This window comes from Psychrobacter sp. D2 (assembly GCF_013608135.1).
Lineage (GTDB): Bacteria > Pseudomonadota > Gammaproteobacteria > Pseudomonadales > Moraxellaceae > Psychrobacter > Psychrobacter cryohalolentis.
Genome location: NZ_JACDXZ010000003.1, coordinates 167656 through 193777, shown reverse-complemented (window position 1 = coordinate 193777; position 26122 = coordinate 167656). Strand labels below are relative to the sequence as shown.

36 protein-coding genes are annotated in these 26122 nt (G+C 41.7%); 31 read left to right on the top strand and 5 right to left on the bottom strand.

The features are described from left to right. Positions 1 to 20: 20 nt before the first annotated feature. From H0262_RS05590 to H0262_RS05570, 5 genes are all read right to left on the bottom strand, one after another. The gene (locus H0262_RS05590) at positions 21 to 704 is read right to left on the bottom strand and encodes a hypothetical protein (protein WP_181210011.1); all 684 of its coding nucleotides are present in this window, start codon (positions 702 to 704) and stop codon (positions 21 to 23) included. A gap of 325 nt (positions 705 to 1029) precedes the next feature. Then, positions 1030 to 1632: a hypothetical protein gene (locus H0262_RS05585; protein ID WP_181210010.1), complete on the bottom strand. Its 603-nt coding sequence runs from the start codon at positions 1630 to 1632 to the stop codon at positions 1030 to 1032. A gap of 26 nt (positions 1633 to 1658) precedes the next feature. Next, the gene (locus H0262_RS05580) at positions 1659 to 2663 is read right to left on the bottom strand and encodes a ZinT/AdcA family metal-binding protein (RefSeq protein ID WP_181210009.1); all 1005 of its coding nucleotides are present in this window, start codon (positions 2661 to 2663) and stop codon (positions 1659 to 1661) included. 162 nt (positions 2664 to 2825) lie between these two features. Then, positions 2826 to 3212, bottom strand: coding sequence for a hypothetical protein (locus H0262_RS05575; protein ID WP_181210008.1), 387 nt, complete (start codon positions 3210 to 3212; stop codon positions 2826 to 2828). Between the two features lie 133 nt (positions 3213 to 3345). Next, on the bottom strand, positions 3346 to 4128 hold the full coding sequence (locus H0262_RS05570; protein WP_181210007.1) for an XRE family transcriptional regulator: 783 nt from the start codon (positions 4126 to 4128) through the stop codon (positions 3346 to 3348). Positions 4129 to 4231: 103 nt separating this feature from the next. Here H0262_RS05570 and H0262_RS05565 point away from each other — a divergent pair, with 103 nt between their 5' ends. From H0262_RS05565 to H0262_RS05415, 31 genes are all read left to right on the top strand, one after another. Then, the gene (locus H0262_RS05565) at positions 4232 to 4471 is read left to right on the top strand and encodes a hypothetical protein (protein WP_181210006.1); all 240 of its coding nucleotides are present in this window, start codon (positions 4232 to 4234) and stop codon (positions 4469 to 4471) included. Between the two features lie 2 nt (positions 4472 to 4473). Continuing rightward, positions 4474 to 4863 carry a hypothetical protein gene (locus tag H0262_RS05560; RefSeq protein ID WP_181210005.1) on the top strand — a complete coding sequence of 130 codons (390 nt, stop codon included), beginning with the start codon at positions 4474 to 4476 and terminating at the stop codon, positions 4861 to 4863. Continuing rightward, positions 4860 to 5168, top strand: coding sequence for a hypothetical protein (locus H0262_RS05555; RefSeq protein ID WP_181210004.1), 309 nt, complete (start codon positions 4860 to 4862; stop codon positions 5166 to 5168). Before H0262_RS05560 ends, H0262_RS05555 begins: the two co-directional genes overlap by 4 nt. Positions 5169 to 5175: 7 nt before the next feature. Then, complete coding sequence (locus H0262_RS05550; protein ID WP_181210003.1) at positions 5176 to 5352, top strand: hypothetical protein; 177 nt, start codon at positions 5176 to 5178, stop codon at positions 5350 to 5352. Positions 5353 to 5418: 66 nt separating this feature from the next. Next, positions 5419 to 6138 (top strand): phage antirepressor KilAC domain-containing protein, encoded by a 720-nt coding sequence (locus tag H0262_RS05545; protein ID WP_181210002.1) that lies wholly within the window; start codon positions 5419 to 5421, stop codon positions 6136 to 6138. Beyond that, positions 6138 to 7202 carry a YdaU family protein gene (locus tag H0262_RS05540; protein ID WP_181210001.1) on the top strand — a complete coding sequence of 355 codons (1065 nt, stop codon included), beginning with the start codon at positions 6138 to 6140 and terminating at the stop codon, positions 7200 to 7202. Before H0262_RS05545 ends, H0262_RS05540 begins: the two co-directional genes overlap by 1 nt. Beyond that, positions 7199 to 7543 carry a DUF1064 domain-containing protein gene (locus H0262_RS05535; RefSeq protein ID WP_181210000.1) on the top strand — a complete coding sequence of 115 codons (345 nt, stop codon included), beginning with the start codon at positions 7199 to 7201 and terminating at the stop codon, positions 7541 to 7543. Before H0262_RS05540 ends, H0262_RS05535 begins: the two co-directional genes overlap by 4 nt. A 44-nt stretch (positions 7544 to 7587) precedes the next feature. Next, a complete protein-coding gene (locus H0262_RS05530) occupies positions 7588 to 8157 on the top strand; it encodes a hypothetical protein (RefSeq protein ID WP_181209999.1) in 570 nt (189 codons plus the stop codon). Positions 8158 to 8228: 71 nt separating this feature from the next. Further along, positions 8229 to 9053, top strand: coding sequence for a hypothetical protein (locus H0262_RS05525; protein ID WP_181209998.1), 825 nt, complete (start codon positions 8229 to 8231; stop codon positions 9051 to 9053). After that, positions 9026 to 9481, top strand: a complete 456-nt coding sequence (locus tag H0262_RS05520) for a hypothetical protein (RefSeq protein WP_181209997.1) — start codon at positions 9026 to 9028, stop codon at positions 9479 to 9481. Before H0262_RS05525 ends, H0262_RS05520 begins: the two co-directional genes overlap by 28 nt. 81 nt (positions 9482 to 9562) lie before the next feature. Continuing rightward, positions 9563 to 9787, top strand: a complete 225-nt coding sequence (locus H0262_RS05515; protein ID WP_181209996.1) for a hypothetical protein — start codon at positions 9563 to 9565, stop codon at positions 9785 to 9787. 117 nt (positions 9788 to 9904) lie between these two features. Beyond that, positions 9905 to 10444: a hypothetical protein gene (locus H0262_RS05510; RefSeq protein WP_181209995.1), complete on the top strand. Its 540-nt coding sequence runs from the start codon at positions 9905 to 9907 to the stop codon at positions 10442 to 10444. A gap of 120 nt (positions 10445 to 10564) precedes the next feature. After that, complete coding sequence (locus H0262_RS05505) at positions 10565 to 10726, top strand: hypothetical protein (protein WP_181209994.1); 162 nt, start codon at positions 10565 to 10567, stop codon at positions 10724 to 10726. Between the two features lie 528 nt (positions 10727 to 11254). Beyond that, entirely contained in the window at positions 11255 to 11815 is a 561-nt protein-coding gene (locus H0262_RS05500; protein ID WP_181209993.1) for a putative metallopeptidase, read from the top strand. A gap of 32 nt (positions 11816 to 11847) precedes the next feature. After that, complete coding sequence (locus H0262_RS05495; RefSeq protein WP_181209992.1) at positions 11848 to 12330, top strand: DUF2280 domain-containing protein; 483 nt, start codon at positions 11848 to 11850, stop codon at positions 12328 to 12330. Then, positions 12330 to 13922, top strand: coding sequence for a TerL protein (locus H0262_RS05490; RefSeq protein ID WP_181209991.1), 1593 nt, complete (start codon positions 12330 to 12332; stop codon positions 13920 to 13922). The genes H0262_RS05495 and H0262_RS05490 overlap by 1 nt, the downstream gene beginning before the upstream one ends. Positions 13923 to 13933: 11 nt before the next feature. Further along, positions 13934 to 15232 carry a DUF1073 domain-containing protein gene (locus tag H0262_RS05485; RefSeq protein ID WP_181209990.1) on the top strand — a complete coding sequence of 433 codons (1299 nt, stop codon included), beginning with the start codon at positions 13934 to 13936 and terminating at the stop codon, positions 15230 to 15232. Next, a complete protein-coding gene (locus H0262_RS05480) occupies positions 15192 to 16022 on the top strand; it encodes a phage minor head protein (protein WP_181209989.1) in 831 nt (276 codons plus the stop codon). The genes H0262_RS05485 and H0262_RS05480 overlap by 41 nt, the downstream gene beginning before the upstream one ends. Positions 16023 to 16025: 3 nt before the next feature. Then, positions 16026 to 16223 carry a hypothetical protein gene (locus tag H0262_RS05475; protein ID WP_181209988.1) on the top strand — a complete coding sequence of 66 codons (198 nt, stop codon included), beginning with the start codon at positions 16026 to 16028 and terminating at the stop codon, positions 16221 to 16223. 109 nt (positions 16224 to 16332) lie between these two features. After that, the gene (locus H0262_RS05470) at positions 16333 to 17502 is read left to right on the top strand and encodes a DUF2213 domain-containing protein (protein WP_181209987.1); all 1170 of its coding nucleotides are present in this window, start codon (positions 16333 to 16335) and stop codon (positions 17500 to 17502) included. Then, positions 17502 to 17933 (top strand): hypothetical protein, encoded by a 432-nt coding sequence (locus tag H0262_RS05465; protein WP_181209986.1) that lies wholly within the window; start codon positions 17502 to 17504, stop codon positions 17931 to 17933. Before H0262_RS05470 ends, H0262_RS05465 begins: the two co-directional genes overlap by 1 nt. Before the next feature lie 3 nt (positions 17934 to 17936). Further along, positions 17937 to 18923, top strand: coding sequence for a major capsid family protein (locus H0262_RS05460; RefSeq protein WP_181209985.1), 987 nt, complete (start codon positions 17937 to 17939; stop codon positions 18921 to 18923). A gap of 63 nt (positions 18924 to 18986) precedes the next feature. Further along, positions 18987 to 19313, top strand: coding sequence for a hypothetical protein (locus H0262_RS05455; RefSeq protein WP_181209984.1), 327 nt, complete (start codon positions 18987 to 18989; stop codon positions 19311 to 19313). Continuing rightward, positions 19300 to 19569, top strand: a complete 270-nt coding sequence (locus H0262_RS05450) for a hypothetical protein (RefSeq protein ID WP_181209983.1) — start codon at positions 19300 to 19302, stop codon at positions 19567 to 19569. Before H0262_RS05455 ends, H0262_RS05450 begins: the two co-directional genes overlap by 14 nt. After that, on the top strand, positions 19566 to 20036 hold the full coding sequence (locus tag H0262_RS05445) for a hypothetical protein (RefSeq protein ID WP_181209982.1): 471 nt from the start codon (positions 19566 to 19568) through the stop codon (positions 20034 to 20036). Before H0262_RS05450 ends, H0262_RS05445 begins: the two co-directional genes overlap by 4 nt. Continuing rightward, on the top strand, positions 20036 to 20413 hold the full coding sequence (locus tag H0262_RS05440; protein ID WP_181209981.1) for a phage protein Gp36 family protein: 378 nt from the start codon (positions 20036 to 20038) through the stop codon (positions 20411 to 20413). Before H0262_RS05445 ends, H0262_RS05440 begins: the two co-directional genes overlap by 1 nt. Further along, positions 20410 to 20856, top strand: a complete 447-nt coding sequence (locus H0262_RS05435) for a hypothetical protein (RefSeq protein ID WP_181209980.1) — start codon at positions 20410 to 20412, stop codon at positions 20854 to 20856. Before H0262_RS05440 ends, H0262_RS05435 begins: the two co-directional genes overlap by 4 nt. Positions 20857 to 20872: 16 nt before the next feature. Next, positions 20873 to 21655: a hypothetical protein gene (locus H0262_RS05430; protein ID WP_181209979.1), complete on the top strand. Its 783-nt coding sequence runs from the start codon at positions 20873 to 20875 to the stop codon at positions 21653 to 21655. 9 nt (positions 21656 to 21664) lie between these two features. Beyond that, positions 21665 to 22084 carry a hypothetical protein gene (locus tag H0262_RS05425; protein ID WP_181209978.1) on the top strand — a complete coding sequence of 140 codons (420 nt, stop codon included), beginning with the start codon at positions 21665 to 21667 and terminating at the stop codon, positions 22082 to 22084. A gap of 72 nt (positions 22085 to 22156) precedes the next feature. Beyond that, on the top strand, positions 22157 to 25777 hold the full coding sequence (locus H0262_RS05420; protein ID WP_181209977.1) for a hypothetical protein: 3621 nt from the start codon (positions 22157 to 22159) through the stop codon (positions 25775 to 25777). 2 nt (positions 25778 to 25779) lie between these two features. Then, positions 25780 to 26121 (top strand): hypothetical protein, encoded by a 342-nt coding sequence (locus H0262_RS05415; protein ID WP_181209976.1) that lies wholly within the window; start codon positions 25780 to 25782, stop codon positions 26119 to 26121. The last annotated feature ends 1 nt before the right edge of the window (position 26122 follow it).

The following is a 26122-nucleotide window of genomic DNA, read 5'->3' as shown; positions in this document are numbered from 1 at the left end:
CCGTTTTACTGCTTGTTGCATTACGTGTTCTTGACTATCTTGTCGAGCTCAAGTAGCGATTTTTTAAGTTTTGATGTTGGATTAAGCTCTGCATCTTTAGTATCAGATACTGTTTCGATATCACTTATAACGTCTTCCAGAGATACCGTTAAGTGAATGTCTTTCAAGTCACTGCTAGGAACAACGAATTTGATATACACCTTATCTAAAAAACAGATATCTACAATTACTAGAATTTTATTCGTTATATAATTACTATAGTTATCCGTAGTCGCTGTGGTAGTAGGTGTGAATAAATCATCTTGCTTGAAATTCAAATTTTCATTTTGATTCTGCTTAGCAAGCTCCCGCATGTATTTTGCTTTATTCCATTCTTGACGGGTTACTGAACGTCTTGGGAGTAGAGCAATCCCTTCTAACTCAATTAATGGGAAAAATGCACCCTTAGCTTCAGTCTCCACTAGGTTGTACTTAATATTAGTGTTATCGAATACATCGCAAGTAGCTTGCTGGATAGCAAAGTGTTCATTCTGACCTGCTGCAGGTCCTTTGATGTTAGGGTGAGATAGCTCTTGGAGCACATAGCGACTTACAGCATCGAGCTTTGCATATAAAGTATCGTGATAATCTAATATCATCTCTATAGGCATCTCATGATGAATGGATTTTATAAGTTGTTTTTTGACACGTTCTAAATCAATCATAAGACAAATCCCAATAAAGTTTCATTTATCGGAATAATATCTAAAAAAGTTTCTTATAGCAATAGGCTATATTGGTATTTTTGTTCTTATGGAATTTATTTCCTTATTTTTCAATGATTTATAAGGAATTTATATTTATTATGGCGTCGCAATAATTACTCCCAATACATGAGCGCTTATCTATCTATATATTTCATTATTCGGAATAATAGCTAAAAAAGTTTCTTTTATGAATATTGGTATTTATTGGAGTTATAAGAAGGATAGGTGATAGATAATAAAACCCACCGTGAGGTGGGTTTCAAGGTATAGCTTAGCTTTACAGTTATTCGCTAACTAGCGCTTTATAACCAAGATAATTAATCCCTACAAGAGTTAGAATTACTATCTGAACAATGGCAGAGAAAACAAAAGTATTGAAAAGTAATAATAATACTGCAGGCGCGATACTATTAATACCAATGTCAAAATAGTTATATATGTAATCTGTTGAGAATACAAATCTAATAATAGTCAGTAGAAGTGTGAGTAAAAGGGTAAATGCAGCCAAATAAGCGAAAAGCATGGTTAGAAATACTCTACGAGTAAGTAGCTGCTTATAAGGTTCACTTCTATTTCTCTCTTTCTTCCAAATAAAAGGAGGGTTTTCATGATTAATGTAATTATCTATAGCGTCTCGGTTAATAGCTGAAACCGCAGAAAGAGAAGCAATGAAAAACCCAGGTAGTATAGCTAATAAAGTAAAGAGATCATTAAACTTATCACTGAATAAGAAATTATCGCCATAACCATTAGTTGCTAATAAGGTACAGAAAATTCCCGCAAAGGTTCCTATCAATAAAGGTATATAATATAATGCTTTATGTTGTGCGTTCTTTGGGTATTTGATTTTTAGAAAGTCAAATACTTTTAAGGCTTGATTAAGCATATGACCTCCTGTCTTCAGCAAGCAAATTAAAAGCTCTCAATCATTTTAGCGTAAAATTGAGCAATAGGTGTAGGGTGTTCTTTCTTTATTTTCTCATGAGTATCAGGCTCTCTATCTACCCAATTCAGGTAAGCCTTTTTTGAAAAACCTGTAATAATATCGTTATAAAATTCGTGTTGTACCTCTGAAGATGATTGCGGGTCTTTGATAAGAAGATAAGTCGTTGGGTTCTCAAAATCATCAGCTTTTGCTCTAGCTACTCGTTTGATCCAGGCAAAAATATCATCTTTTTTGGCTTTTTGAAAAAAACTATCGTTTTTAGAAACCTTAATAGTTAATCTTAAGTCTTCTTCAGTTAAATGGTTTGCTACATCGAAATTATCCTGGTCAGTAGTACGCTCCCTTAAAATTAAGCCTCTTAAATAACCATTGTTGATAGCTGAAATAATACTATCATCAGTAACATGGCTTACTTCAACGTATGGCGTAGTAGCTATTTCTTTTTGTGTCATCGGGTCCTTATCTTTCCAAAACCCTTCATCACTTTTAATTAACTTTATAAGTTGAGTGATGAGTCTAATAATATAGTTTTTAGTAAACCCATTAACAACCTGTATGGAAACGTTAGCTTGAGATGGATCGATTTGATCAGGTTTAAACACAAGATGAAGCAATGTTCTCTGCCCATACTCATTTGGTATCTCTTGAGTCAACACACTATCAGATATGTTTGCTAATAACCTAGGATCAACTTCCGTATCATTGAAAGTGCATAGCATTTTATAGACATTATTTTTCTTATCATGATCAACTTTGACCCATCTTATCCACTTTTTACCTTCTTTGTATTGTAGGATGTGTTTGCCATGGTCTTTAAATTCATTAGTATTGGACTGTTGATAGTTTTCTAGCCATTGGCAAAAGTCATCAACTGTAATATTTCCAAAGAATTGCTGTCCCTGCTCTGATGCTCTTGCTCTTTTCTTATCAATTCTAAGGTTATAATAATTAAACTTAATATCTACTGCCATTATCAGGTCTCCATTATCTCAAATATAGGTTTCGTTTGATAGAATTTAAGAACTCTGCACGTCATCCAGTGTCGCAGGTTCTATGTGTTATATATTTCCCAATTAAATCTCTTTAACTACCGCACCACCAATCACAACCCAACGCCTCATACACCTTCAGGCTTATCCCATCTGCTCATCACACACCTTCAGCCCAATCTCTCTAGCTTCACTCAAATCCATCCCAGGTTTAATTCTGTAAGGCACATTTGGCGTTATACGTGACAGTTTAATAATATCGGCAGCAGCTTTATTAAGCGGTGTGCCAACATAAGACTCATCAGTAAATCCTACGGGATTAAAAAATACTCCACGACCAAGCTCTACATGGTCACTACAAGTAATTTCTCCGCTAGTCGTGAATGGGTAGGGCGTATCATGCTCAGCTCCCCAAAACGCTTCATGCACCACAACATAGCCATAGCCGTAGTTTTCATCTTGGACTGGTGTACATGCAGTTAACGATAAAACGGCTGCGCTAATTAGCCACCTGGACAAATTGATTCGCATAACTACATCCTTGTGTTAATCCCAATCCAGCGCCTCACAATACACACACCATCCCAATGGCAGCGTGTCGACTGGCTTGGCGAACTTTAAGAAGTGAAGGATCCAGTAGTATTCAAATGGTTTCATAGCGATCTCATCTATACCTAGTTACTTTACTGTCAACGATACCAACAAGCATACATTCGCCCATAGGCACTATCTTCTGGTCAGGCCAGTCTGGATTAAGTGGTTTTAAGTACATGTCTTCAGGGTTATCGCCCATTATCAATTGTTTAAACGTGGCTTGCTTATCGTCATTGCAGTGTATAACCACTAGATCCCCATCTTTCAAATCCCAAGGCGCTATCTCAGGCTCTACATAAATAATCTCATCGGGTTTAAATTCAGGCCACATGCTGCGTCCTTGAATAATCAATCCAAATGCGCGCTTAGAAAGGTGCTGTGGTCGTGGTATCCAATCGATCACATCATCTATCGTTACTGGCATCACATCAGAAAAACTACCCGCCGCCACCCAACTAATTACAGGTACGTAACCATCCATTCCGTAATCAACCGGAACTCTTAGTGTGCCTTCAGGGTCATTAGAGTTTGAGGTGTTCTCATCTATATTATTTCTCTCTATCGCTCTTATCTTTTGCATCAAATCGTCACGGTTTGGCTTTGTAGTCTTTTCGCCTTGCCCAGCAGCTAACCAGTTGAAGTTAACGCCAAGGAATTTAGCTAATGCCTCTATATTGTGGTGATCAGGAAGCGTTTCAGCTTTCAGCCACTTATTTATAGCTCTATCAGAAATTCCAAATTTAGCTTCTCTTTTAAGACGTTGAGCACTACCTCTTTGGGTATAACCCATCTCAGTCAAAGTATCGTTCAGCCTTTTTGCAAATGCTACTTTCGCGTCATCTGAACTATTCATCTTTTATTCCTTATGAACCGTTTGTTCAATTGTATTTCCTATTGAATGAAATGTCAGTACCTGTTAATATGAACCAATTGTTCTTAAAATAGGAATCACTGACATGCAAGAAACTCAATTAAAAGTATTTATTGATAAAAATTGTGGCGGCGTTAAAGCCGTCGCTGATAAAACGAATCTTACTAGTCGAGCTGTTTATAAGTGGGCAACAAAGGGTTCTTTGCCACGCACTGAGTTTTCAGATGAAACCAAATATGCAGAAGATTTATCTGACTTATCAGGATTCTCAGCGAGTGAGATTAAAGAAATGTTCAAGCCGCAACCACAACTAGAGGAAGCCTAATCATGACTACCAAATCTACAACGCAATTATCGCCTGAGCAAGCCGCATGGTCACGCAACATGCAAGCACAGATATTGCAGGCCATTGATACTACTGGGCAGCTCGTTGTAGCTGATTGCATCGGCGTTGATAGCAGCACTATTACAAAGATGAAGCAGCCACACGGCACTGCCAAGCACAGTGATATAGAAAGACTTTGCCATCTATTAGCAGCTACCGGCTTAAAAGTCGTTGATAAAGATATGAAGTGCTATGACCAAAATCATGTTAGCTGGCTTTACGGACTCGCAAAGCTTGGAATGAATCGGTCATTAGACGTTGATGATTTTTTACATGCAGATGCAGCATTGCAGATAGCTGAAGGTACTTACCAGCCAAGAGGTGCTTTATGAAATCAACAGACGATATATCGAACGATGTAGCAGACCGTCATGCTGAAATGATACAGAAGCACCGTAAATCAAACAGCGTGACAAATGGCGATCCAGTGATCAATTGGACAACAGCGGATTTCGCCTTAAAACAAAGTGCAGCACAGACCAGACAAAAAGGCCTAAAAGCTGTAAACCATAAAATGATTGATGATGAAGATAGTCGCAAAGAGCAAGTGAATGGTGTTTTTTGGCACCGAGCCAGACAAGTATTAACACTCATTGCGATAGCTATAGTCGCTTACACATTATTCCATTTTGCATGAGGTTGATATGTCAATCAGTGAATCAGCAATCAGAAGGTTTGATAAAGAGCATGGCATTAAGCAACTCACAGCCATGGATAATACAGGTCTTTACTGTCACAGCAATCATTACAGCAAAAAGACCAAGAAGAGCCTATTGGCGCAACAAGCAAAGGTCGTGAGAAAGGCAAAATCTAAGCAATAAAAAACCCTAATCAGCTGGAACTGATCAGGGTTTTAACAAACTAAACTAGTAATTGGAGTATAGCATATGAACGCTTTAATTCAAGAAAATCTAAAGACGATGAGTAGCCGCGAACTAGCCGAGTTGTGCAAAAAAGAGCATCGTCATGTATTGCGCGATATTGATGATTTGAACGCAACGTATGAAGTGATGGCACTGCCCAAAGTTGGGCAGTCAAATTATACCGCTGACAACGGCCAAAGCTATCGCCAATATCAGCTTAGTAAAGAACAGACGATTGATCTGATCACAGGATATCGTGCCGACATTCGTATTCGTATAAATCGTCGCTGGTCGGAGCTAGAAGAACAATTCAGCCAATCATCGCCGGTAGTAGCACTACCAGACTTTACTAATCCAGTCGAAGCAGCACGTGCTTTTGCTGATCAGTATGAAGCCAAGCAGATTGCACAAGAGCAGTTAGCGATTGCACAACCTAAAGCTGACGCATTAGATTTTATCAGCACGGCCGTTAATAGTCTTAATGCGCGTGATACGGCTAAAACACTTGGCATACAGCCGCAGAAATTTAATAAATGGTGCATTGCTCATAACTGGATGTATAGAGACAGCAAAGACAAGCTACAGATGTGCAGTAATCGACTACAACAGGGCTTTATGGAGCAGCGCAGCGTTACTTACTTTGATAGCAATAACAACGTTAAGGCGACTACACAGCCGCTATTCATAGCTAAGGGATTAACTCGCTTGGCTAGCATATTCTCAATAGTTCACGAGGTGGCGTAATGCACTTTTACCAACATCACATAGGCGACTTTAATAATGCCACACGTCATCTGTCTATCATTGAGCGCGCTATCTATCGTGACTTGCTTGATATGTATTACGAGCAAGAGAGCGCTATTGACGCCACAGATTTGAACAAACTCGAACGTCGGTTGCTTATCCGTTCAACGGATGAGAAACAAGCGCTTGAATTTGTACTAGATGAATTCTTTGAAAAGCAAGATGACTTCTATTTTAATAATAGATGTGAGTCTGAAATCAAACAATACCAAGACAAACTAGAAACTGCTATCAAAGCTGGTAAAGCAAGTGGTGAAGCTCGACGCAAAAAGGCAAATAAAAAACAGCGTAAAGACGTTGATGACAAAGGCTTAGAAGATGAAACGAACGACCGTTCAACGGACGTTGAGCAAACGTTGAACGAAAACATGCAAAACGTTGAACCAACCAATAACCATGAACCAAGAACCATAAACCAAGAACCAAAGATTAATAATAATAGCGCGAGTGATTTTTCGGTAATTGATTCGATTGCAGATTGGATTTATCCAGAGCTTACTGAAATTAACGCCATGCTCATGCTAGGTGCACCACCAGTACCAGCAATCAGTCAGACAGAATACGATTATCAATTGACTAAGTTCAAAAATTATTACGCTGAGGAGGAGCAAAAGGGTTCATACATCAGGACTGAGGGTAGACGCAAGGATGTGCTGACGGATTGGATCAAACGTGATTATATCCGTCAGCAGAAAATCAAAGCTCAGTCACAGCCAGCTAGATTTAGCATCGACAATGAGGATTGGAGCGGTACCACTGCTAGCAAATCAGCAAGCCATGATAGTGACTTACCACCTGTATTTCATCCAAGCCACAGCAAACCGGTAACTCAAGCTAAGCCAAACCCCAATACAGCGGTCATGGTTAACGGTTTATGGAAAGAGCCGTTACCAAATATGAGCGTTCAGCAAACCTACGATCATATCAAGCAACAGCAAATGCCTGGTGAAATGCAAGATGAGACTTACGACAGGTTGTTAAATCAGATGCAGGAGGCGGTATGAATAAAAATATACAAGCATTAGGCCGCATGAAGACAGGGAAGATGAACAACACTGAGAAAGCGTATGCCCAGTATTTAGAAATGCAGCGCCGTGAAGGTGAAATCTCTTACTACTCTTTTGATGGCATCAACCTACGGCTAGCAGACAACACATTTTACAAACCAGACTTCTTGGTGATGCGCTCAGATGGTCAGTTAGAAATACATGAAGTGAAAGGCCAGTGGACTGACGATGCTTTGGTGAAGATTAAAGTAGCTGCTGACAAGTTCCCGTTTAAGTTCATTGCAATCATGAAGCAGACAAAAAGAAATGGCGGCGGTTGGGATGTTCGAGAGTTTTAAAACGTATAAAAAAGTATATCGATAAATTAAATTGAGGGCTCAAAATGACCAACTTACTAGCTAAAAGATTCGGTACCAGTCCACGCTTAGAATTACTCAGCGGTGAATGGTTAAAGCAAGGCATGGGCGTTAAGACAGGTAAGTTTGATATTGGCGCTGGTGGTTTGCCTCCTGAAGTGAACTGGGAAGACAAAGCTGCTGCTATCACATTGATCAAGAGTAAGACAGGCAAAGCTTTAGCTTCGCTCTTAGTATGGGGCGATAACGAACGGTACGACTGGTCAGAGTCGTTTGATGATGTGGTTAACCACTTAGCAGCTAACATGATTAAATACTGCTTAGAGGACGATAGAGGAGCGCCTAAGAGCAAATACACACTTAATGAATTAGCATTCAAGATGGCACGCATGACGTTGCACTTCGAGCTATACAATTTATGGCCCTTATATTCAGTTGAGGGTCGCTTATTGTTTAGTGGTATTGATATGTCACCTAATAGTTATCGTCAAATATGGTCGAAATATCAAGAGAAGATGCTAGATGATATTGACTACTTGATGAGTTTTATCAACCAAGATGTGGCTAGTTATCGATATGAGTTAAGCAATGTTTAGATTTATCATTTTACTAAAAAAACTACCAATGGTAGTATAGTCATAATTATAGTTTATAAAAAAATAAATATATGACCGCATATCAAGCACAGTCTAAGCTTAATGAAGTCTATGACTTTCTAAGATCTTTTGAAGGGATGATCAATCCTGACAATATTAGATTGGGACGTTGGTTAAGAGATGCTCAGGCATTGCGTAAAAGCAGTCCAGCGGAAGGCTTTCTCATGGAAGCTTTAGTATATCGTGTGCAGGGTAAGCTTGATCAAGCTATTGAATATGCTGAAAAATCTTATCGATTGGATAAAGCGCTTGCATGCAATAATTATACTACTATTTTATCAGATGCTGGACATTTTAAAGAAGCTGTAGAGCTAGCTTTAATAACTTTGCAAAAAGATAATTTGAATACCTATGCATTAAATAGATTAATTATAGACGCTTCTATAACAATAGATAAAGATTCTTTATCGCAAGGTTTGGCATTATTTAAAGATCCTAATGGTAAGTTTAAAGATTTGTTAAATTTGGCTCATCGTAGATTAAAAAAGTGTGATGAAACAATATCGACCTTGGAAAAAGCAGGTATTACAATTGATAGCTATGCGGCAGTTTCATCTATAGCATCTAGAGCTTTGAACTCTTATTATCTAGGTAATAGTCGTTTTGAGATGGCTATTCAGCATAATGAAGCAGGTGTTTTTCTTATTATAAATGAGGAAATACCAAATATTGATATCAATGACTGTTTTATTATCCATGATAAATACATTAACGACTTAATTGATAGCGATTTGTCTTTTAAGGACTATAAGCGCATAGTTTATAGCTTTTTACCGCTTGAAAATAACGACTTGTTAGAAGGAAGTGTTTGTCAACAACAAGAGACTTTAATGTGAGTGTAACTATAGATGAATTAAAGCAAGCTATAACTAGCATGTTTCCTGATCCCAAAGCAATTAAAGAAGAGGCGATTCAAAGAGCCTGTATTAATCGCCATTACTATTTAATTTACTATACTATGTTAATAGTCATTAAAGATAACTTTCCACAATACGATATGAGTAGAGAAGGATCATTTAATAATACCGGATCCCATAATCGAGTTTTTTGTGTCTTCGAAGAGATAGCAGAACAGACAGGGAGTAAAGAAGCTGAAATGTTATCTATGCAGTTTTCTGATTTTTTAACTAAACGTCACAAAGCGGATTATAAGCTTAACGAGAGCTTCAGCAGTGGTGAGTATTCACAGTGTTTAAGGTATGCAGAGAGAATACCAGAGCTAGCGCAAGAACTAATTGAGGTTCACACACAGAAAGCAGTATAAAGCTTGACCCTCACTGACAGTTGATGCTATATTTCTCATACTGGCAATTGTAAGTGAAGCCAACTGATTTATGAGGTCTTGATGATCCAACGTATAGTTGAGCGCTATTGCTTAAAGCAAGCTGACATTATTAATAAGCTAAAAAAAGAAAATATCGATGCATGTTTAGCTGATAACAGCTACAAAGATAGTTTGGCTCACCACAGACGCAAGCAACGAATAGTGATAGCGACGACGAAATATAATACCGCTATCGACTTGTTTTTAAGAGACTCGAAATTTAAGAAAATAGAAGTAGAGTTATAGTTAAAAGCCTTATCTAACGATAGGGCTTTTTTGATATCCGCATATTGAAATATTGTTATGCATCAAAACTTAGGTTATGCTGATTTTGGCACAATATAATCCTAGGAATAAAAATAAATGACAAAAAGATTTGATCAGGCGGATGTTGAAAAGCTTTCCCTAGAATTTGCTAAAGAGATGATCGACTTTAGCGATGGTGGTAGTAATGCAAGTGTTGATGATCATTTGATCAGACGTGCTACAAACATGGCTATTGCTTGGTTTGAAGGAGCGGATTTACGTTCGAGAATGTTCCAGCAGCAATGCGCTAACTGGATTGATTTGGCTGAGGTAGAGCTTTCTGCTCTTAACTTAGTGCCATATGAAAAGTATTGGTTTATAGCGCGCGAGCATGGTTCTACCAATCCTCTTGAGTTAATTCATGGTAAATTCATAAAGCCAGTTCAAAGCGAAGTGGATGCTGGAAAATATAATAAATACTATGCCTCGTTTGCTGATATTCAAGATGACAAAGGCACTAATTATATAGCTCAGTATGTCATCCCTGCAGAAGACGGGGCGATATTTGATCAAGACTTTAAGCCACTAGCCCCCAAAGGTGTAGTGATTAAAAATAACAGCCTTTTTTCTACTATACATATAAAGCCGAAACACTAATGTTCGCGTAAGCGAGATTAGCAAATAAAATATTAACAAGTCATCTTGGTAACAAGGTGGCTTTTTTTATGCTCGCAATTACGCGGGCTTTTTTACGTCTACGATTTAGCAGGGATTGCTATGTGTGAGCTGACCAACCAACAAGCCTATGATTATTATCAAGAGGCGACCAAGCTAAGCGGTAAAAATTATTGGCTGAACTTCTTGCGAGATAGGGCGAATAGAGGTGTGGTCGGAGCCCAGGGCTTTGTAGATAAGATTGAGCTTTGTGAGATTAAATAAATGCTTATAGCTCAGATGGTAGCGCACTACACTGGGGGTGTAGTGGTAAGAGGACAGGACTCATAATTCTAAAGTCACAGGTTCAAATCCTGCCGTCTTCACTATAAAGGTTGGAGCGCTACCTTGACATGGTATAGGTCTATATTTTAACCAGTTTGCCTCCCTTGATTGGACGAGGCGTTTTTTATATCTGCGGTGAGCCTTTAACGAGGGAGCAAGCACCCAAGCCAGAGCGGGCAGAGTGAAGTAACTAAGACTGGCAGTGAGACACACTGTCGCTAATCGTAGAGGTTTGTATGTAGCAAAGCACAGGTTTTGACATGCGCCTAAATTAAAGCAACCACGTAATACCTGCCAGATTTAGTCACTGGTAGCACATGCCAATGAGACACCCGCTAGCAGATGACGACTGCGACATACTATGAGTTATCAATCGCCATCTTATTTGCATGTGATGAGGATGCTAGTTGATAACAATGCTTGGCTCACTTCGGTGAGCTTTTTTATGCACGCTGATAGGAGGTGAGCATGTTAGTAAGACCAGTACCGCCCAATGATATGCCATCGTTCCTAGCAGCACCAGAAATACATGAATGGCTGAAAGACACGATACTTAATCCTGATCATGAATGGTTTAATCATGACCATCAGCATCTATTTGATTATGAGTTTCATGAGATATCTTTTTTATGGGCCCAAGGCGAATACATCAAACAAGGCAAACAAATATTAGGGCAATGCGAAAAGGTCATGATGATGGCTGGCGGTTGGAAAAAAGCACGTCAAGAAATGTGGTTTGAAGATACGCTGGGCGCGGTACCGGATTATCTAATCACTTTAGATGCTAATTATTGCCGTGATTGCACAGACGCTGAGTTTTCCGCATTGGTTGAGCATGAGCTGTATCACATCGTACATAAGACGGATATGTTTGGGGATCCTGCATTTAGAGCAGACGGTAAGCCGGCACTTGAGATAACTAGCCACGACGTTGAGGAGTTCTTTGGAGTCGTCAGACGATACGGCGGCGATGAAGCGGTTAGACGAATGGCTGAGTTGCAAGATAGTGATCCGCAAATAAAATACTAATTAGGTATACCTAGGGATACGAAAGGACAGATATGGCGACTCTTAACAATGGGGTTAAGACCTTTATTGTACAAGGGCTTGCTACCTATATGACCCCCTCAGAAGTAGCAGAGGCTGTAAACCAAGAATTTGGCATTACTATTACACGTCAGCAAGTGGCGAAATACGATCCGCACAAAGCAGCAGGTGTAAATCTTGCTCAAAAATGGCAGGACCTATTCAAGCAATTCCGTGATGACTTTAACAACGATATTCAGGCAATACCGATTGCTAATAAAGCTTATCGGTTGAATATGCTTGACCGCATGGCGCGTGATGCTGAGAAGTCAAAGAATAGACCGTTAGCAGCAGCTTTGGCAGAACAGGCGGCTAAAGAGATGGGCGAGGTGTTTACCAATAAGCAAAAACTTGACCATCAGTCGAGTGACAAAAGCATGACGCCAACAGTCAATAACTTCAACGGTGACGCTCAAGCAGCAAGCCAAGCTTATCAGGATATTATGGGTGGTAAATAATGCCTATCCCTTTTGCATTCGATTTTAAAAATCCTGATTATGCACAGGTGTTTGAATGGCGCATTGAGCGACTACAGCGCATTAGACAAAACCCTGAATCACTACCTGCACTCAAGGCATTTTATAAAGACAATCCAGCGCAATTTATTATCGATTGGGGTGTGACTTATGATCCGCGAAACATTGAGCGTGGCTTACCGTCATACATACCGTTTTTGTTATTCCCTAAGCAAGAGGAATGGATTCATTGGCTGATGGACGGTTGGAAGTTGCAAAAACCGTCCATTACGGAGAAGACACGCGATATGGGTATGTCGTGGCTCATGATGGGCTTTTCATGCTCGCTAGGGCTGCATAACAACGGCTTATCGGTAGGTGTTGGTAGTCGTAAAGAAGAATACGTTGATCTGATTGGCAGTCCTAAGGCACTGTTTGAAAAAGGTCGTATGTTTTTAAGTGGTCTACCGCCTGAGTTTAGAGGCGGCTGGATTCGTGAAAAGCACAGCCCCTTTAAGCGCATTATATTGCCTGAGACTGGCAGTGTGATTACTGGTGAGGCGGGTGACGGTATCGGTCGCGGTGATAGGGCGTCATTATACTTTGTTGACGAGGCTGCTTTTTTAGAGCGTCCGCATTTAGTTGATGCTTCGCTATCTGCTACTACCAACAGTCGAAATGATATATCTACACCTAACGGTATGAGTAATTCATTTGCTATACGTCGCCATGCTGGGCGTATTCGCGTTTTTACATTTCATTGGCGTGATGATCCACGCAAAGATGATGCGTGGTATGACAAGCAAGTAGATGAGCTTGATGAGGTAACAGTGGCTCAAGAGATTGATATTGACTACTCCGCATCGGTTGAGGGCGTGTTGATACCGTCAGCATGGGTCCAGTCTGCTATTGATGCCCATAAGAAGCTGGGCATTACTATCAGCGGCAGTAAGATTATGGCGCTTGATGTAGCGGATGAGGGTATCGATAAAAACTCTATCGCTGGTCGTCATGGCGTATTGCTCAACTACTTAGAAACGTGGAGCGGTAAGGGTTCAGATATTTTTGAAACTTCTAAAAAAGCAGTCGAGGCAACCGCTGATAGCCATTCGGAATACTTTTTGTATGATGCTGATGGACTGGGCGCTGGTGCTAGAGGTGATGCTAGGGTGGTGAACGAGCAACGCAAAGGCTTAAGAGATGTTGTTAACTATCCGTTCAGAGGTTCTGCTGGTATTTATAAGCCTGAAGCTGAGGATATTCTAGGTAAGAAAAATAGTGACGCCTTTGATAACTTTAAAGCACAAGCGGGATGGGCGTTACGCAAGCGATTCTTGTTGACACACAGGGCGGTAAAAGACGGCATGGCTTTTCATCCTGACGATATTATCAGCATTGATAGTACGCTGATCGAACTCGCCACCCTAACAACTGAGCTGTCACAGCCAACCTACGCAAAAACAAATGCGGGGAAAATATTGATCAATAAAAAACCAAAGGGTACACCATCACCAAATCGATTTGATGCGGTAATGATGGTGTTTGCTGACAATATGGTTAAAAAGCCAAAATCTGTATTCGACGTAATCGGCTAAGAGATAACTTTATGCTAAATAAACTAATGAACATTGCTGATAGCACACTGGTTAATCTAGTGAGCAAACTCGGCACCAGTAGAGATAAAGCAAGTCATGACACGTTTGCCTGGCATGTGCCAAAGTCAGTTTTTGAGCTTGATAATTTATATGATTCAAACGGTACCGCATCAAAGATTATTGATAAGCCTGTTCAAGATATGTTCCGTCAGGGTTATTACTTTGGTGGTATTGCCGGTAAAGAGCTGCAAAAGCTGACTGATGAGCTAGACAGACTCAAGCTTGATGTGCATTTAAGTAAAGCCATGCGCTTATCACGGTTGCATGGTAAGTCTTACATCTTATTAGCCACTGCTGATAACAAGGCGCTTAGTGAGCCAATGCGTGACGCCAGTGATTTAAGTTATATAACCACATTATCTATATCTCAATTGGTAGCGGGTAACGATATGCGACCAGCGTCAGAGGCAGGCGGTTGTTATGATAAGCCTATCTATTACAAGCTGCAAAAAAGCGTAGGCGATACAAGCGCAGGCATTATTCATTACAGTCGCATTATTGAGATTGTGTGGAGTGATGGCAAGAGCATCATCGAAAAGATACATGCTGAATTATTACGCTTTGCTAGTGTCAATGCTAATGCTGCATCACTGGTGCATGAGGCTAAGATTGACATTATTAAAACGCCTGAATTAGCAACGCAAATTGAACAGAATTCAGATTCAATCTTAAAGCGGTTCGCGTTGGTCGGTATGCTAAAAGGTAATAACGGTACGATGCTACTTGATTCCAATGAAGAGTTCCAAAGCAAGTCTTATAACTTCTCAGGATTACCTGATTTGATGCAAGAGTTTGCTATTCAATTAGCAAGTGTTGCTGACATTCCCTACACGATACTGTTTGGGCGTTCACCGTCTGGGCTTAGTGCTACTGGTGAGCATGACTTAAAAAACTACTACGACACAGTAGGTAGTTATCAGCGCGATTATCTGCGACCAGTATTGCAAAAGCTACTCAATATGATTAGCGGTTATCTACTGCCCAATGAAGATATTACTTTGATATTTAGCCCACTGTGGCAGATTGACGAGAAAACACTTAGCGAGATTGAGAAGAACAACGCTGAGCGTGATATTAGGTATCTTGAGAATGGCATTATCACCGAGGCTCATGTAGCAAAACAGCTAGTCGAGCAAGATACTTACACGGTTATTGATGACGAGCATATCACGCTTCTAAGCGGTCTTAATTTTAATGCGGAGCTAGACGATGTTAAACCAGTTAAAGCCGCTAATACAGCAACAGAGTAAGCGTAAACGAGGACGTAAGGCTAAAGCGCGTCCTGTTTATGTCTCACGTAAGCTAGAGCTTGACTATACAAGGGCTTTGCTCGTAATCGTTGATGATATACACACTGAAACAGTCAAGGCGCTCATGCCGTTAATTGACACGCCTAATATCGGTGATAGCAGACGACAAGTCATTGATAGCTTATTCAGTGACTTTAAGACCGCATTTAGCAAGACAGCTAATACGGTCAAAGCTAAAGTGTCAGGCATTGCTAGCGCACTGGCTCAAACAGTGGTGAGCAAGCAAGGTCAACAGTCAGACGGTCAATTAAGCGCAATGATACTTAGTAAAACAGGTATCGACTTTAGCGGCTTAATGAGTGATGAGGTACTGCAAGAGGCTGTTGATGAGGCGGTAGCGGCTAACATAGCGCTGATTAACTCTATACCACAGCAGTATCTTGATAGGGTTGAACAGGCTGTCATGGCAAGTCTGCAAGCTGGTACGCTTAACACCACTCTAGCTGATGAGCTGCTTAAAATTGAGGGCGTGACAAAGAATAGGGCTAAGCTGATAGCGCGTGACCAGTTAGGCAAGATTAATAGTCGACTGTCACAAATTAGACAGCAATCGCTAGGTATTACTCATTACTTTTGGTCAACGAGCCATGATGAGCGCGTGAGAGACAGACATAATCGGTGGGATGGTGACAGAATCGCATGGGATACACCAACGATGGACGGACACCCTGGACAACCTATTCAATGCCGATGTACTGCTATTCCTGATTTGGATTTCTTGATGGAGTAAGTTATGGAAGATAAATCAAAAGTAGTGGGCTTAACTAAAGTTTCTATTTCTAACAGCCTAAGATTGGTTTTTGAGAGTCCAGTAGATGAGTATGATAACTTTTCCATAGATATTGACGAATGGGACGAGATAAAAGCCACTGTCGATAAGATGATTTCTGAGGTACAAGCCAATGAGGTTAATTCTGCTACTACTCGCTGAGCGTCTGCTACTGCACATGGATAGAAAAATCAAAGCTAGTGACGAGAAGTTAGCTAGCGAAAACGATAACGAGCCGCCTTAATGGGCGGCTTTTTTATGGGCGTTAATTATGAAAATACGCATTAATCAAGTCATCGACTTAAAGCCAACAAGCCGCATACGCACGCCGCAAGGGTTTTTAATCTGTAAAGACGTAACGCTCGCAAAGCCAATGGTTAAAGAGTATTACGCAGGTGAGCTTGGCATTGTTGATGGTTTTGAGCCGACCGATATTATCAATATCTACACGCCGCCTGATGTGCTGTTTGGTCAGCCGGTCATTGATGGCTTTACCGCATCCGATGTGGTCATGATGCACCCAAAAGGCAATCAGCTAAACAGTGACAACTACAAAGACCATGTAATCGGTACGGCTAAAAACGTGCGAGCTGATAACGGCTATCTTATAGCGGATTTAACCATCAAGGATAAGTGGGCGATTGAGTCCATCGAATATGAGGACGTTAAACAAATATCTTTAGGGTATGCCGCTGAATTAGATATGACAGCCGGCACTACTGAGACAGGACAGGCATATCACGGGCAATGGGTAGGCATGGTCGCAGATCATGTTGCTGTTGTCCGTGAGGGCAGATGCGGCGATGACTGCAAAATAGGCGATAAAAAAACTGTAAATGATTCAACGGAGAAAGGTATGAAGGTAAAAATCGGTAACTTAGAGTTTGATGTGGGCGATAACACTACGCTTGCTCAAGCAATTACAGCGCAAAGCCAAGAGCTTGATGCGCTAAAAGGTAGTGAACTGAAAGTGGGCGACCAAGCATTTAGCTTATCTGAGCTGACAGCTACTCAAGCGACTATTGATAAATTGGTAGGCGATAACAAAGCATTAGCTGATACCAACGTCGAGTTGACAGCTAAGCAGACCACACCTGAACAGGTCGAAGCATTGGTCGCTGACCGCGTTGCTACTATCGACAACGCTAAAAAGCTAAACGATAAGATTGTCACTGATGGCAAGTCAAGCGAACAGATCCGCCGTGATGTTATCACCGCTAAAGCTGATGACAATCTGGTTAAAGCTATTGTTGGTGACAGCGTAGCCGATGCTGAGCAATCAGCCATTGATACCGCATTTAAGGCACTGTTAGCCACTGCTGACACTAAGCAAGTCATTGCTGCTGATAGCGCGCTTAACGGCTTAAACAATACAAACGTAGGCGATGCTGACAAAGAAAAGCCATTCGATAAATCAAATATGTGGAAAGGGGATAAATAATGACACCATTACTAAAAGGCGATGACGCTATTGCAGTAGCCGGTATGCGCGTTAAATCAATGCCTGAAGAGGTATTGAGTTTGCCATTGTTGGTTGACCCATCTTATACGGTCAAAGACGGCTCAGTGGTTTACCTAACGGCTGACAAAAAAGGCTGCACCACGGTACAAAACGTAGGCGCTGGTTATGTCGGCATTGTCGTATTAAACGGCATGATTGACAGCTATAAGAAAGGCGATGTTGTGCCAGTTATGGTGCGCGGTAAAATTTGGTCGCCATCTGTTGTCAAGATTACTGACCTAACAACCGTTGTCGGTGCAGATGCTACCGGACAGATTACCGCCACAACTACCGCTATCGGCGGCGTCCGCTTTGGTGGTCTATCGGTAGGCAGCCAAAACTTAACCGTTATTGAAATCTTGGGAGCTTAAAGAATGGATAAATTACAACAAATGATGCTGCGATTAACACCAGTAGCAGATCATATTCGTGCCAAGGTTGGTGACGCTTTTAATCTTGAATCATTCGCACGTTTGATGGTGCAGGTTGAGCAGATCAACGGCATGACCCCGCAAATGTCTGAATTGATGGAGTATGCGAAATATATTCCAGTTAATAACAATATTAATGCTGTGGTTGGTACATCGCACAGCTTAGCGCGCAAGCAAGGTGTGGGTGAAGGTAAGGCGTTTAGCGGCACAGGCATGGATATTCCGCTTGCTGAAGTCTTGTATGATGAAGTATCCCTGCCTACCAAAATTGGTACTATCGGTTATCAATACTCTATCCACGAGATTGCTACCGCTATGGCAATGGGTATCTCGCTACAAGCTGATAAGATTGCAGCAGCACAAATGGCGTTTGAACGCCACATGAGTAAGGTTGCTTGGGTTGGTGAAGCATCAACAGGTGTTAAAGGCTTTTTTAATCAAGATGGTGTTGCTGTTGATACTCGCACTATCGACTTTGCTACTGCACCCGTTGCTACTATCTTAGATTTGTTTAACACCATTATCTATGATGACGCTGATGCTGCGGCGTTTGATAACGATGTATCTATCAATACATTGGTATTGCCAACGTCTGTCGCTCGCACACTAGCTGGTCGTACTGTATCAAGCACCAATGAGACACCATTGATCAAGTACATTCGTGAGAATAATGAAGCAGCGCTTGAAGGTCGTACTATTGAAATCACAGCTAATCGTCGTGGTAAAGGTATGGGTGCCGCCGGTGCTGACCGTATCGTTTCATATAATCGTGATCCGAACTGCATTGAGATGCGCATTCCGCAAGAGCTATCGTTTGAGCCAGCGCAACCAAAAGGCTTAGATGTATTCGTACCAGGCTCATACATCTATCAGGGTGTATGGCTAAAACGTGTCGACTCTATGCGTTATTACGATACCAAGAGCGTCTAACTAAAACGATATTTAAGCGTCTATTAGGCGCTTTTTTATTGTCCAAAATTTGAGGATAGAGCAATGAGTAAATTTACATATCAAGGCAGTAACAGCTCAATGAAAGTAACGGGTGTTCTATTAGTTAAAGGCGTTGAGACTGAATTGACCGATGAGCAAGTTAAAGCATTAAAAGATGATTACTTTGGAAAAGCTTTTTTAGATGATGGCTCAATTGTTGAAAGTAAGTCTGAAAATGACGATAACACTAAACCATTATCAAAAATGAAAGTTGAAGAACTTGAAGCATACATAATTGAGAACGGCGGTGAGTTCGCCGAGTCTGACAATAAGCCCGAGCTTTTGGTTATCGCTCAAGCAATAGAGGATGCTAAAAATGATAAAGATTAAATACGTGGGCGCGCATGACAGTTACACGGTAGCAGACATTGCCTTTAAAAAAGGCGTAGCTATCGAGCTTGCAGATGACCAAGTGGCTAAAATCAAAGCAAACGGCGTTGGCGCTAAACTATTCGCAAACGGCGCCCTTGTGGTTGATAAAGCTGCAACTAAAACCGTGGTTAATCCTGATTTGACGCCAGCACCTAAAGCTAATGACAAGGTGGCAAAGCCTGAAAACAAGGCTGATGCCAAAGCAATCAAATGATTAGCACATCGGTAACGCAGCGTGATAATGGCTTGCTTGACCGCATACGCTCAACGGCTAGAAATTTTACCAGTAAAGTTGAGGTTGGTTATCTTGATGGCGCTATGCACAGGCCATCAATCACAAGTAGGGCAGCAAGACCGATTGCACTAAAAGACTTGGCTGCTATTCATGAGCTAGGGTTAGGTGTGCCAAAACGTCCGTTTATCGAGCCATCATTGAAAGCCAATCGCAAAAAGTATCTTGCGTATGCTGGCAGACAGATAACGCCCATTATCAGGCGTAGGCAATCGCTCAATAATACGTGGCAAACAATCGGTGTTATGGCTGTGGCTGATATACAGAAATATATGGTCACGGCTCAATTCACGGCATTGGCTGCATCTACTATCGCTCGCAAGGGTTCAAGTAAGCCGCTAATTGATACCGGTCAAATGCGTCAGGCAATAACATATAGGGTGAAATAATGATTACTAGAGACGATTTAGTAAATAGATACGGCGAAGACGACATCGCAGGTCTTGAACGTAACATTAAAGACCCTGATGCGACTGCTACGCGCATAGCTGATGCCACGCGATACATCAACAGCTATGTGTCCGACTACTTGCCACTAGCGGCTATTCCAAGCTCGTTAAAAGATGCTACGGCTTTAGTTGCTCGCTACAAGCTATTTAAAAACAAGCGTCCTGATGATGTGAATGAGGACTACAAAAACCTTGTTTTATGGCTCGATAAAATAGCAGCGGGCAAATTAGCTTTAATCGACGATGACGGTAATAAGATTGACAGAACGGGTGATTTTTACGACACCAGTTTCAGATCAGGAGCTATGGTCGTATGAGCACCTTAGAGTATTTTGCTGTTGAGCCGGTACTGGTCGATAACATAAAAAACAATGTCACGGGGCTGATCGATGTTGATACACCTTTTAGCATTGAGTCCATGCTTGATAATCGCAACAATGCGCCGTCTGTCAGTATCATTTGGTATGGCGAACGCTTTAGCGAGCAAGTAGGGCGTGATAACAGGGTTAAATCAATCCAGTATGACCAGTGGCTTGTGGTTTTAAAGGTTAATGATACTGAGTCGCAATCTACCGACACTCAGAGTATTAGAGCTTTGGCTGACCCATTCCTTGTGCAGCTACACGATTGCATGATGGGCTTTAACCCAGAATTAAAAGGCTATACCCGATTTACTAAGACAGCGTGTCCAGTCACCAATGGCAGCGATAGCAGCTTTGCTTACTTCCCATTCATGTTTGAAATTTTACGTACAATCTAATTAAGAGGTATATCTCATGGCTGCAAAAAGAAATGAACATTTTAAATCGCTGCAAGGCTCGCTAATGATTGCGCGTATTGTAGATGGTAAACGCACTACTATCCGCGAATTGGGCAACCAAACCTCAGTGGAGCTAAGTGTATCTACTGAAAGTATTAAAATCAAAGAAACTAAGTCTGGTAAAAAGGCAGATGTTAAAACATTAACCACTGGTCGCACTGTTGAAATGAGCGCAACCACTAACGAACTTGTCCCTGCCGATGTCGCACTGGCATTTGGTGCCGAGCTAATTACTAAGGGCACTAATACCGTTGTAGATGAAGTAATCGCCACAGCTTTAGCAGGTGAATCGATTAAGCTAAATGGTGTCAATGTATCGGCGCTAATCATCACTGATAGCACAGGCGTTCCCGCCACTCTAGTTGAGGGTACTAACTACACGCTAGATGCTGACTATGGTGTGATTACCTTTAAAGACGTTACATCATTTACAACACCTCTTAAGGCTAGCTATACAGAAGGTGAAATCACCGTATCTGAGTTCTTTTCAATGCCCGATAATGCTGAATACTATGTATTTTTCAAAGGTGTTGATGCGTTTGGTGGCGACCCAATGTCGTTTGAATTGTATAGTTACAGCCCAACAGTTGATAACTCAATGCAGTTTATCAACGAAGAAATTGGTGAGTTATCGTTCGGTGGCACAGCGCATATCGTACAAGACCAAGAGCAGTCAGATGGCAGCCTGCTAGATGGTTATGGCCGAATTATCAATATAATTAAATCCCCTAAACCTTAAGGATAACTCATGGAAACCAAGCTTACTAATGTAGCAACTAATGCGGTTATTGAGCTTGACGATGAGCTATACCCCACTGATGAGCACGAGTGGTCATCAGTGGCATCAAGCACTAAGTACGCATTAGACGGTACTATGATTGTTGAGCAATCAATACGTAAGGCTGGCAGACCGTACACTATGCAAGCGCCTAGTGATATGGGATTTCTCACACGTAGCACGGTCAATGCGCTCAAAGCTGAACGTGACAAGTTAGGCGCGACCTTTTGGTTAGACTATCGAGCTGATGGCATGGTTAAGCGCGTAAAAGTCATGTTTGACACGACAGGCGAGGCTATCAATGCAAAGCCCGTCAAAGAGTTTATTAGTCCGTCACTGGACGACCTATTTATTGTGACACTTAAGTTTTTAGAGATACCCAGAACATAACAATAATCAGCGCAAACACAGCCCACTCATCGTAGTGGGTTTTTTAATGCCTAAAATTTGACGGATGACACCATGGGAACGATTACTCAAAACGATTTAGAGATACTAAAGTCCGAGATTATGGCTGACACGCCTGACGGCGGCGGATTGCCTACTGGCATTGCCGTCATTGATGGTGTATCAAATAACTTATTCCCTGATGTATCGGATATTGACCGCTTAATTGGTCGTGTGCGCTTGCGTAAAGTATCGCTAGGCGTAAAGACGGCTAATGCTGAATTGTTGCAAGCAGTGCGAATGCTGTTTACTGAGCTTCCAGAGAACCCAAATATTAGCGTATTTGCATTTAAAGCGAGCAGTTTTGCGGATAGACGAGTGGATGCTCAGAACAAAATTGAATCATATCTAGCGTTTGGCTCAAAGTGGGCAGGGCATTTGCTAGAAACGCAGCTTACAGGGCAGCGCGTTATCCAAGTCTCGCTTGATAAAGGCGATCAGATACCAGCAGTCGGACAACCACTTGTGATTGTGCAAAACGAAGGGCAGTCCGATGAATATTATCAGTATATCCGTCCGCTTAAGGTTGACACAATCGAGCGCCGTTTTCAACGAACTGTTAGCGAGACAGTGACACGCATCATAGCGACTATTGAATTTGGCGACACGCTGACAAAAACTTTTAACGGATTAACTGTACCTGAGTTTTATCAAAATGCTAGTACAAACAGGCGCGCAATCTTACGTGAAGCTCGTATTGCTGATGCTGCTAAGTATTACAGCGCGTCAAGATTGGCTGAGCCAGTAGTGGCTATGCAATCGCGTCAGGTTCGCTTAAATTCTATCTATACGCAAGTTGTGCCAAGTACACAGGTTGAGACGCCAATTTTGCAGCGTGACCCGGCTAATCAAGTGGCAACACAAGCGCGTGGTGATGGGGTGATTGCTATCAATCAGTCGGTTAATGTCACAACTAACACAGCCTTTAGCTTACCAAGTGGTATCGCAGTCGGTACGCTTAGTATTGCAGTAGGCGGTCGCTCGCTAACTGATCGTGATGGACAGCTAATCGATAGCACTGGCTTGGCGTATGCGTCTATAAAATATGGCGTTGGTCAGATCACATGGTATAGCGTCTTAAATCTTGGGCAAACAACGGTAACAGGCAGCTATAAACCTGCAAGTGAGTTTACCCGTGTGGCACAAACTGATTATCAAATCGTTGGTGACAACGCAGGTTATAACTATGTTCGCGAGCTGGGTGCTGAGCCGGTGCCTAACAGCCTTAAAATCACATACACAGTAGATGGTAACAACTATCTCGTACACGATGACGGGCGCGGCAATCTGATTGATGATGACGGCAATGGTCGCGGTACAGTGCAAGGTAAAACGGTACTACTTACGACTGCCGCAATACCTGATGCTGCTAGCTATATCATTTACTCATTCGGCGTGGATTTAGACACGGTTAAGTATGGCGCTCAAGCATTATTGCCAGCTTATCACTCGGCAATTCTTACTGATAAAGTGGTTGGCAATATAACCATTACATGGGCAACCGGCAAAACAGCGACTATGAATAACGGCGTTATCACTGGTGATGCAACGGGCACGTTTGATGCCAATGAATTACGTATTGCACCAAAAGAGACGGTCGCGAAAGATACGGTATTTACTGTGACTTATAACAAAGTGCTGGATTCAATGACTACAGCGATAAATGCCAATTATTCACCGCAAAATGCCAACGGTGTTTTCACAGGTAGTATTGATCTTGCAAGCGCTATTGAGAGTTTGGATTTTAGAGTTACGCTTAGTGATAAGCAAAGCCCTCAAGTTATGATTAGTTTTGGAGTAGAGCAAAGTGGCACCAAGCTGGTTGTAGAACGTGTTTATTATCCAAGTTATCAAAGCTCGCCACAGTATGCAGGTAACACAGTTATTGATGCTACCGCAATGTCTTGGTTTCCTTACGCAAGTAGCTCAGGCGATGACTGGCAACCAACGCTAGTAAGCAGTAGTGTCAATAAAGCAACAGGTAAAGTAGATTTTTCTATCAAAGTTGCTCGCAAGAAAACAGTTACTGACGTGGTTATGGTTGGCGGTATAAATAAAAGCCCGTTGTTTTCTACCAAAACTATCGACGAGTTGTTATTTATCGAAACAGCAAACGTCAGTGGTATTGCAACGGTTGGCGGTACGACCGAATCAGCGACAGTAGGTATAAAGGCTGATAAGTTGCTTATAGCGCCGCCGCAAGCGTCAGACACGCCAGTAGTAAATGGTTCGGTGTTTATTGATGTGCTTAGTCAGAGCTTACGTGATAATAATGGCAGCGTAAAAAATGGCGCAACCGTAGTCGGTACGATTGACATTAATTCAGGAGTTATCGCGCTGACAACATGGCAAGCAGGGGTTGCAAATACAGCTAGCCTTAAATCAATGTTGCGCGAAAATGATCCTGTTCCACTCGCTAACATTATTTTCAGAACACCTGTTGCGCCGCTTAAAAAAGCGTCATTACAAATCAGTGCTGAGCTTGCAGACGGTACGATATTGTCATTATCGACTGATGCACAAGGCGGCATTACTGGCAGTAAGTACGCTCATGGTACGGTTGATTTTAAAGCGGGTGTTGTAGCGCTATATTTTTACGAGAAGCTAGGCGTTACAGCTAATCCTGGCATCGTAAATGAGAGTTGGTATGACGCGGCAAATATTTATATGGATGGCAGCACAAACTATATCAATAAACCGATATACGTTAAGCCAGACTCAATTCGCTATAACGCGATTGCTTACAGCTACTTACCGCTTGATAAAGAGCTTATCGGACTTGATCCAGTGCGCTTGCCGACGGATGGTCGTGTGCCATTTGTGCGTAAAGGTGACAGTATTGCGATTACTGAGCTTAAGACGATGCAACTACCGACTAATGCGCCTAATGACACGTTTGATTTAGGCTTTGAGCGACTGAGTGATGTAAACGTGGTTGATGCTAATGGGTTGAAAGTTAGCTTTGATTATCTTGATATCGACCTTGATGCAGGTACATTGACGCTCAACGGCATGTTTGATATGTCGTTTTACACAGCGCCATTGACTGCTAAATATCGCATCATGGATATTGCGCTAGTGATTGAGGCAGATATATCAGGTCGTGTCACGCTATCAACGCCTATCACGCATGACTACAGCACAGCAGCGGTCTTTAGCTCAATGCTGTTAGCTGGAGATATGCAAGCAAGGGCGTTTAACGTGTTTGGTCAAAAATCATGGAGTAGTGTGTGGAGCGACACGCTAATCGGTGATGCTACAACATCGCAGCTACAAATTACCAATAACCCGATTGTCGTGACTAATCGTGATGCGATTGAAGAACGTTGGGCGCTAGTGTTTACCAGTGCAACAGCGTTTAACATTATCGGTCAAACAGTCGGTCAAATTGGCACAGGCTCAACCACATCATTTACAGCGCCTATTAACCCAATGACCTCACAGCCCTACTTTACAATACCAGTTGGCGCGTGGGGTACGGGTTGGTCGGCTAATAATGTGGTGCGTATCAACACCGCAGCGGCTAAATATCCAGTTTGGATTGGTAACGCTATCCAGCAGCATCAAGGTAGCAGCTCAGACAACTACGACTTTACGATTGGTTATCATGCCAACATTGATAGAGAGAGGGTTTAATCGTGATATTAGGTGATGATGCTAAAAACGCTATGCTGCAAGGCTTAGCAAACAAGCTAAATGTAGGTGCTAATGCAAAGCTCGATATTTATGTCGGTGTTGATGTTGCAGTTGAGCTTATCATGACAAATCCTATCGAGCTTGGTATAACGGCAGGGGTTATGACATTTAAAACACCGCCCGAAGTGTTAGCGGCTGTGTCAGGCATACCAACGTCCGCAAAGCTATTGGATAGCACAGGCGCAGTCGTAGCTACTTATGCTGCTAGTGAGATTACACTTACCAAAGATAAGATTTATCAAGGCGGCTATGTCGGCATACAGTCATTGAAAGTGAGGATTTAGC

What these genes read in the sequence shown, in the direction of transcription:
- H0262_RS05565 (WP_181210006.1), top strand. Translation starts at nt 4,232, where the DNA reads ATGCAAGAAACTCAATTAAAAGTATTTATTGATAAAAATTGTGGCGGC.
- H0262_RS05435 (WP_181209980.1), top strand. Translation starts at nt 20,410, where the DNA reads ATGAGCACCTTAGAGTATTTTGCTGTTGAGCCGGTACTGGTCGATAAC.
- H0262_RS05490 (WP_181209991.1), top strand. Translation starts at nt 12,330, where the DNA reads ATGCCTATCCCTTTTGCATTCGATTTTAAAAATCCTGATTATGCACAG.
- H0262_RS05545 (WP_181210002.1), top strand. Translation starts at nt 5,419, where the DNA reads ATGAACGCTTTAATTCAAGAAAATCTAAAGACGATGAGTAGCCGCGAA.
- H0262_RS05470 (WP_181209987.1), top strand. Translation starts at nt 16,333, where the DNA reads ATGAAAATACGCATTAATCAAGTCATCGACTTAAAGCCAACAAGCCGC.
- H0262_RS05575 (WP_181210008.1), bottom strand. Translation starts at nt 3,212, where the DNA reads ATGCGAATCAATTTGTCCAGGTGGCTAATTAGCGCAGCCGTTTTATCG.
- H0262_RS05420 (WP_181209977.1), top strand. Translation starts at nt 22,157, where the DNA reads ATGGGAACGATTACTCAAAACGATTTAGAGATACTAAAGTCCGAGATT.
- H0262_RS05445 (WP_181209982.1), top strand. Translation starts at nt 19,566, where the DNA reads ATGATTAGCACATCGGTAACGCAGCGTGATAATGGCTTGCTTGACCGC.
- H0262_RS05510 (WP_181209995.1), top strand. Translation starts at nt 9,905, where the DNA reads ATGACAAAAAGATTTGATCAGGCGGATGTTGAAAAGCTTTCCCTAGAA.
- H0262_RS05425 (WP_181209978.1), top strand. Translation starts at nt 21,665, where the DNA reads ATGGAAACCAAGCTTACTAATGTAGCAACTAATGCGGTTATTGAGCTT.
- H0262_RS05495 (WP_181209992.1), top strand. Translation starts at nt 11,848, where the DNA reads ATGGCGACTCTTAACAATGGGGTTAAGACCTTTATTGTACAAGGGCTT.
- H0262_RS05525 (WP_181209998.1), top strand. Translation starts at nt 8,229, where the DNA reads ATGACCGCATATCAAGCACAGTCTAAGCTTAATGAAGTCTATGACTTT.
- H0262_RS05505 (WP_181209994.1), top strand. Translation starts at nt 10,565, where the DNA reads ATGTGTGAGCTGACCAACCAACAAGCCTATGATTATTATCAAGAGGCG.
- H0262_RS05440 (WP_181209981.1), top strand. Translation starts at nt 20,036, where the DNA reads ATGATTACTAGAGACGATTTAGTAAATAGATACGGCGAAGACGACATC.
- H0262_RS05580 (WP_181210009.1), bottom strand. Translation starts at nt 2,663, where the DNA reads ATGGCAGTAGATATTAAGTTTAATTATTATAACCTTAGAATTGATAAG.
- H0262_RS05540 (WP_181210001.1), top strand. Translation starts at nt 6,138, where the DNA reads ATGCACTTTTACCAACATCACATAGGCGACTTTAATAATGCCACACGT.
- H0262_RS05485 (WP_181209990.1), top strand. Translation starts at nt 13,934, where the DNA reads ATGCTAAATAAACTAATGAACATTGCTGATAGCACACTGGTTAATCTA.
- H0262_RS05555 (WP_181210004.1), top strand. Translation starts at nt 4,860, where the DNA reads ATGAAATCAACAGACGATATATCGAACGATGTAGCAGACCGTCATGCT.
- H0262_RS05475 (WP_181209988.1), top strand. Translation starts at nt 16,026, where the DNA reads ATGGAAGATAAATCAAAAGTAGTGGGCTTAACTAAAGTTTCTATTTCT.
- H0262_RS05535 (WP_181210000.1), top strand. Translation starts at nt 7,199, where the DNA reads ATGAATAAAAATATACAAGCATTAGGCCGCATGAAGACAGGGAAGATG.
- H0262_RS05585 (WP_181210010.1), bottom strand. Translation starts at nt 1,632, where the DNA reads ATGCTTAATCAAGCCTTAAAAGTATTTGACTTTCTAAAAATCAAATAC.
- H0262_RS05515 (WP_181209996.1), top strand. Translation starts at nt 9,563, where the DNA reads ATGATCCAACGTATAGTTGAGCGCTATTGCTTAAAGCAAGCTGACATT.
- H0262_RS05530 (WP_181209999.1), top strand. Translation starts at nt 7,588, where the DNA reads ATGACCAACTTACTAGCTAAAAGATTCGGTACCAGTCCACGCTTAGAA.
- H0262_RS05480 (WP_181209989.1), top strand. Translation starts at nt 15,192, where the DNA reads ATGTTAAACCAGTTAAAGCCGCTAATACAGCAACAGAGTAAGCGTAAA.
- H0262_RS05550 (WP_181210003.1), top strand. Translation starts at nt 5,176, where the DNA reads ATGTCAATCAGTGAATCAGCAATCAGAAGGTTTGATAAAGAGCATGGC.
- H0262_RS05570 (WP_181210007.1), bottom strand. Translation starts at nt 4,128, where the DNA reads ATGAATAGTTCAGATGACGCGAAAGTAGCATTTGCAAAAAGGCTGAAC.
- H0262_RS05460 (WP_181209985.1), top strand. Translation starts at nt 17,937, where the DNA reads ATGGATAAATTACAACAAATGATGCTGCGATTAACACCAGTAGCAGAT.
- H0262_RS05430 (WP_181209979.1), top strand. Translation starts at nt 20,873, where the DNA reads ATGGCTGCAAAAAGAAATGAACATTTTAAATCGCTGCAAGGCTCGCTA.
- H0262_RS05560 (WP_181210005.1), top strand. Translation starts at nt 4,474, where the DNA reads ATGACTACCAAATCTACAACGCAATTATCGCCTGAGCAAGCCGCATGG.
- H0262_RS05465 (WP_181209986.1), top strand. Translation starts at nt 17,502, where the DNA reads ATGACACCATTACTAAAAGGCGATGACGCTATTGCAGTAGCCGGTATG.
- H0262_RS05450 (WP_181209983.1), top strand. Translation starts at nt 19,300, where the DNA reads ATGATAAAGATTAAATACGTGGGCGCGCATGACAGTTACACGGTAGCA.
- H0262_RS05500 (WP_181209993.1), top strand. Translation starts at nt 11,255, where the DNA reads ATGTTAGTAAGACCAGTACCGCCCAATGATATGCCATCGTTCCTAGCA.
- H0262_RS05590 (WP_181210011.1), bottom strand. Translation starts at nt 704, where the DNA reads ATGATTGATTTAGAACGTGTCAAAAAACAACTTATAAAATCCATTCAT.
- H0262_RS05455 (WP_181209984.1), top strand. Translation starts at nt 18,987, where the DNA reads ATGAGTAAATTTACATATCAAGGCAGTAACAGCTCAATGAAAGTAACG.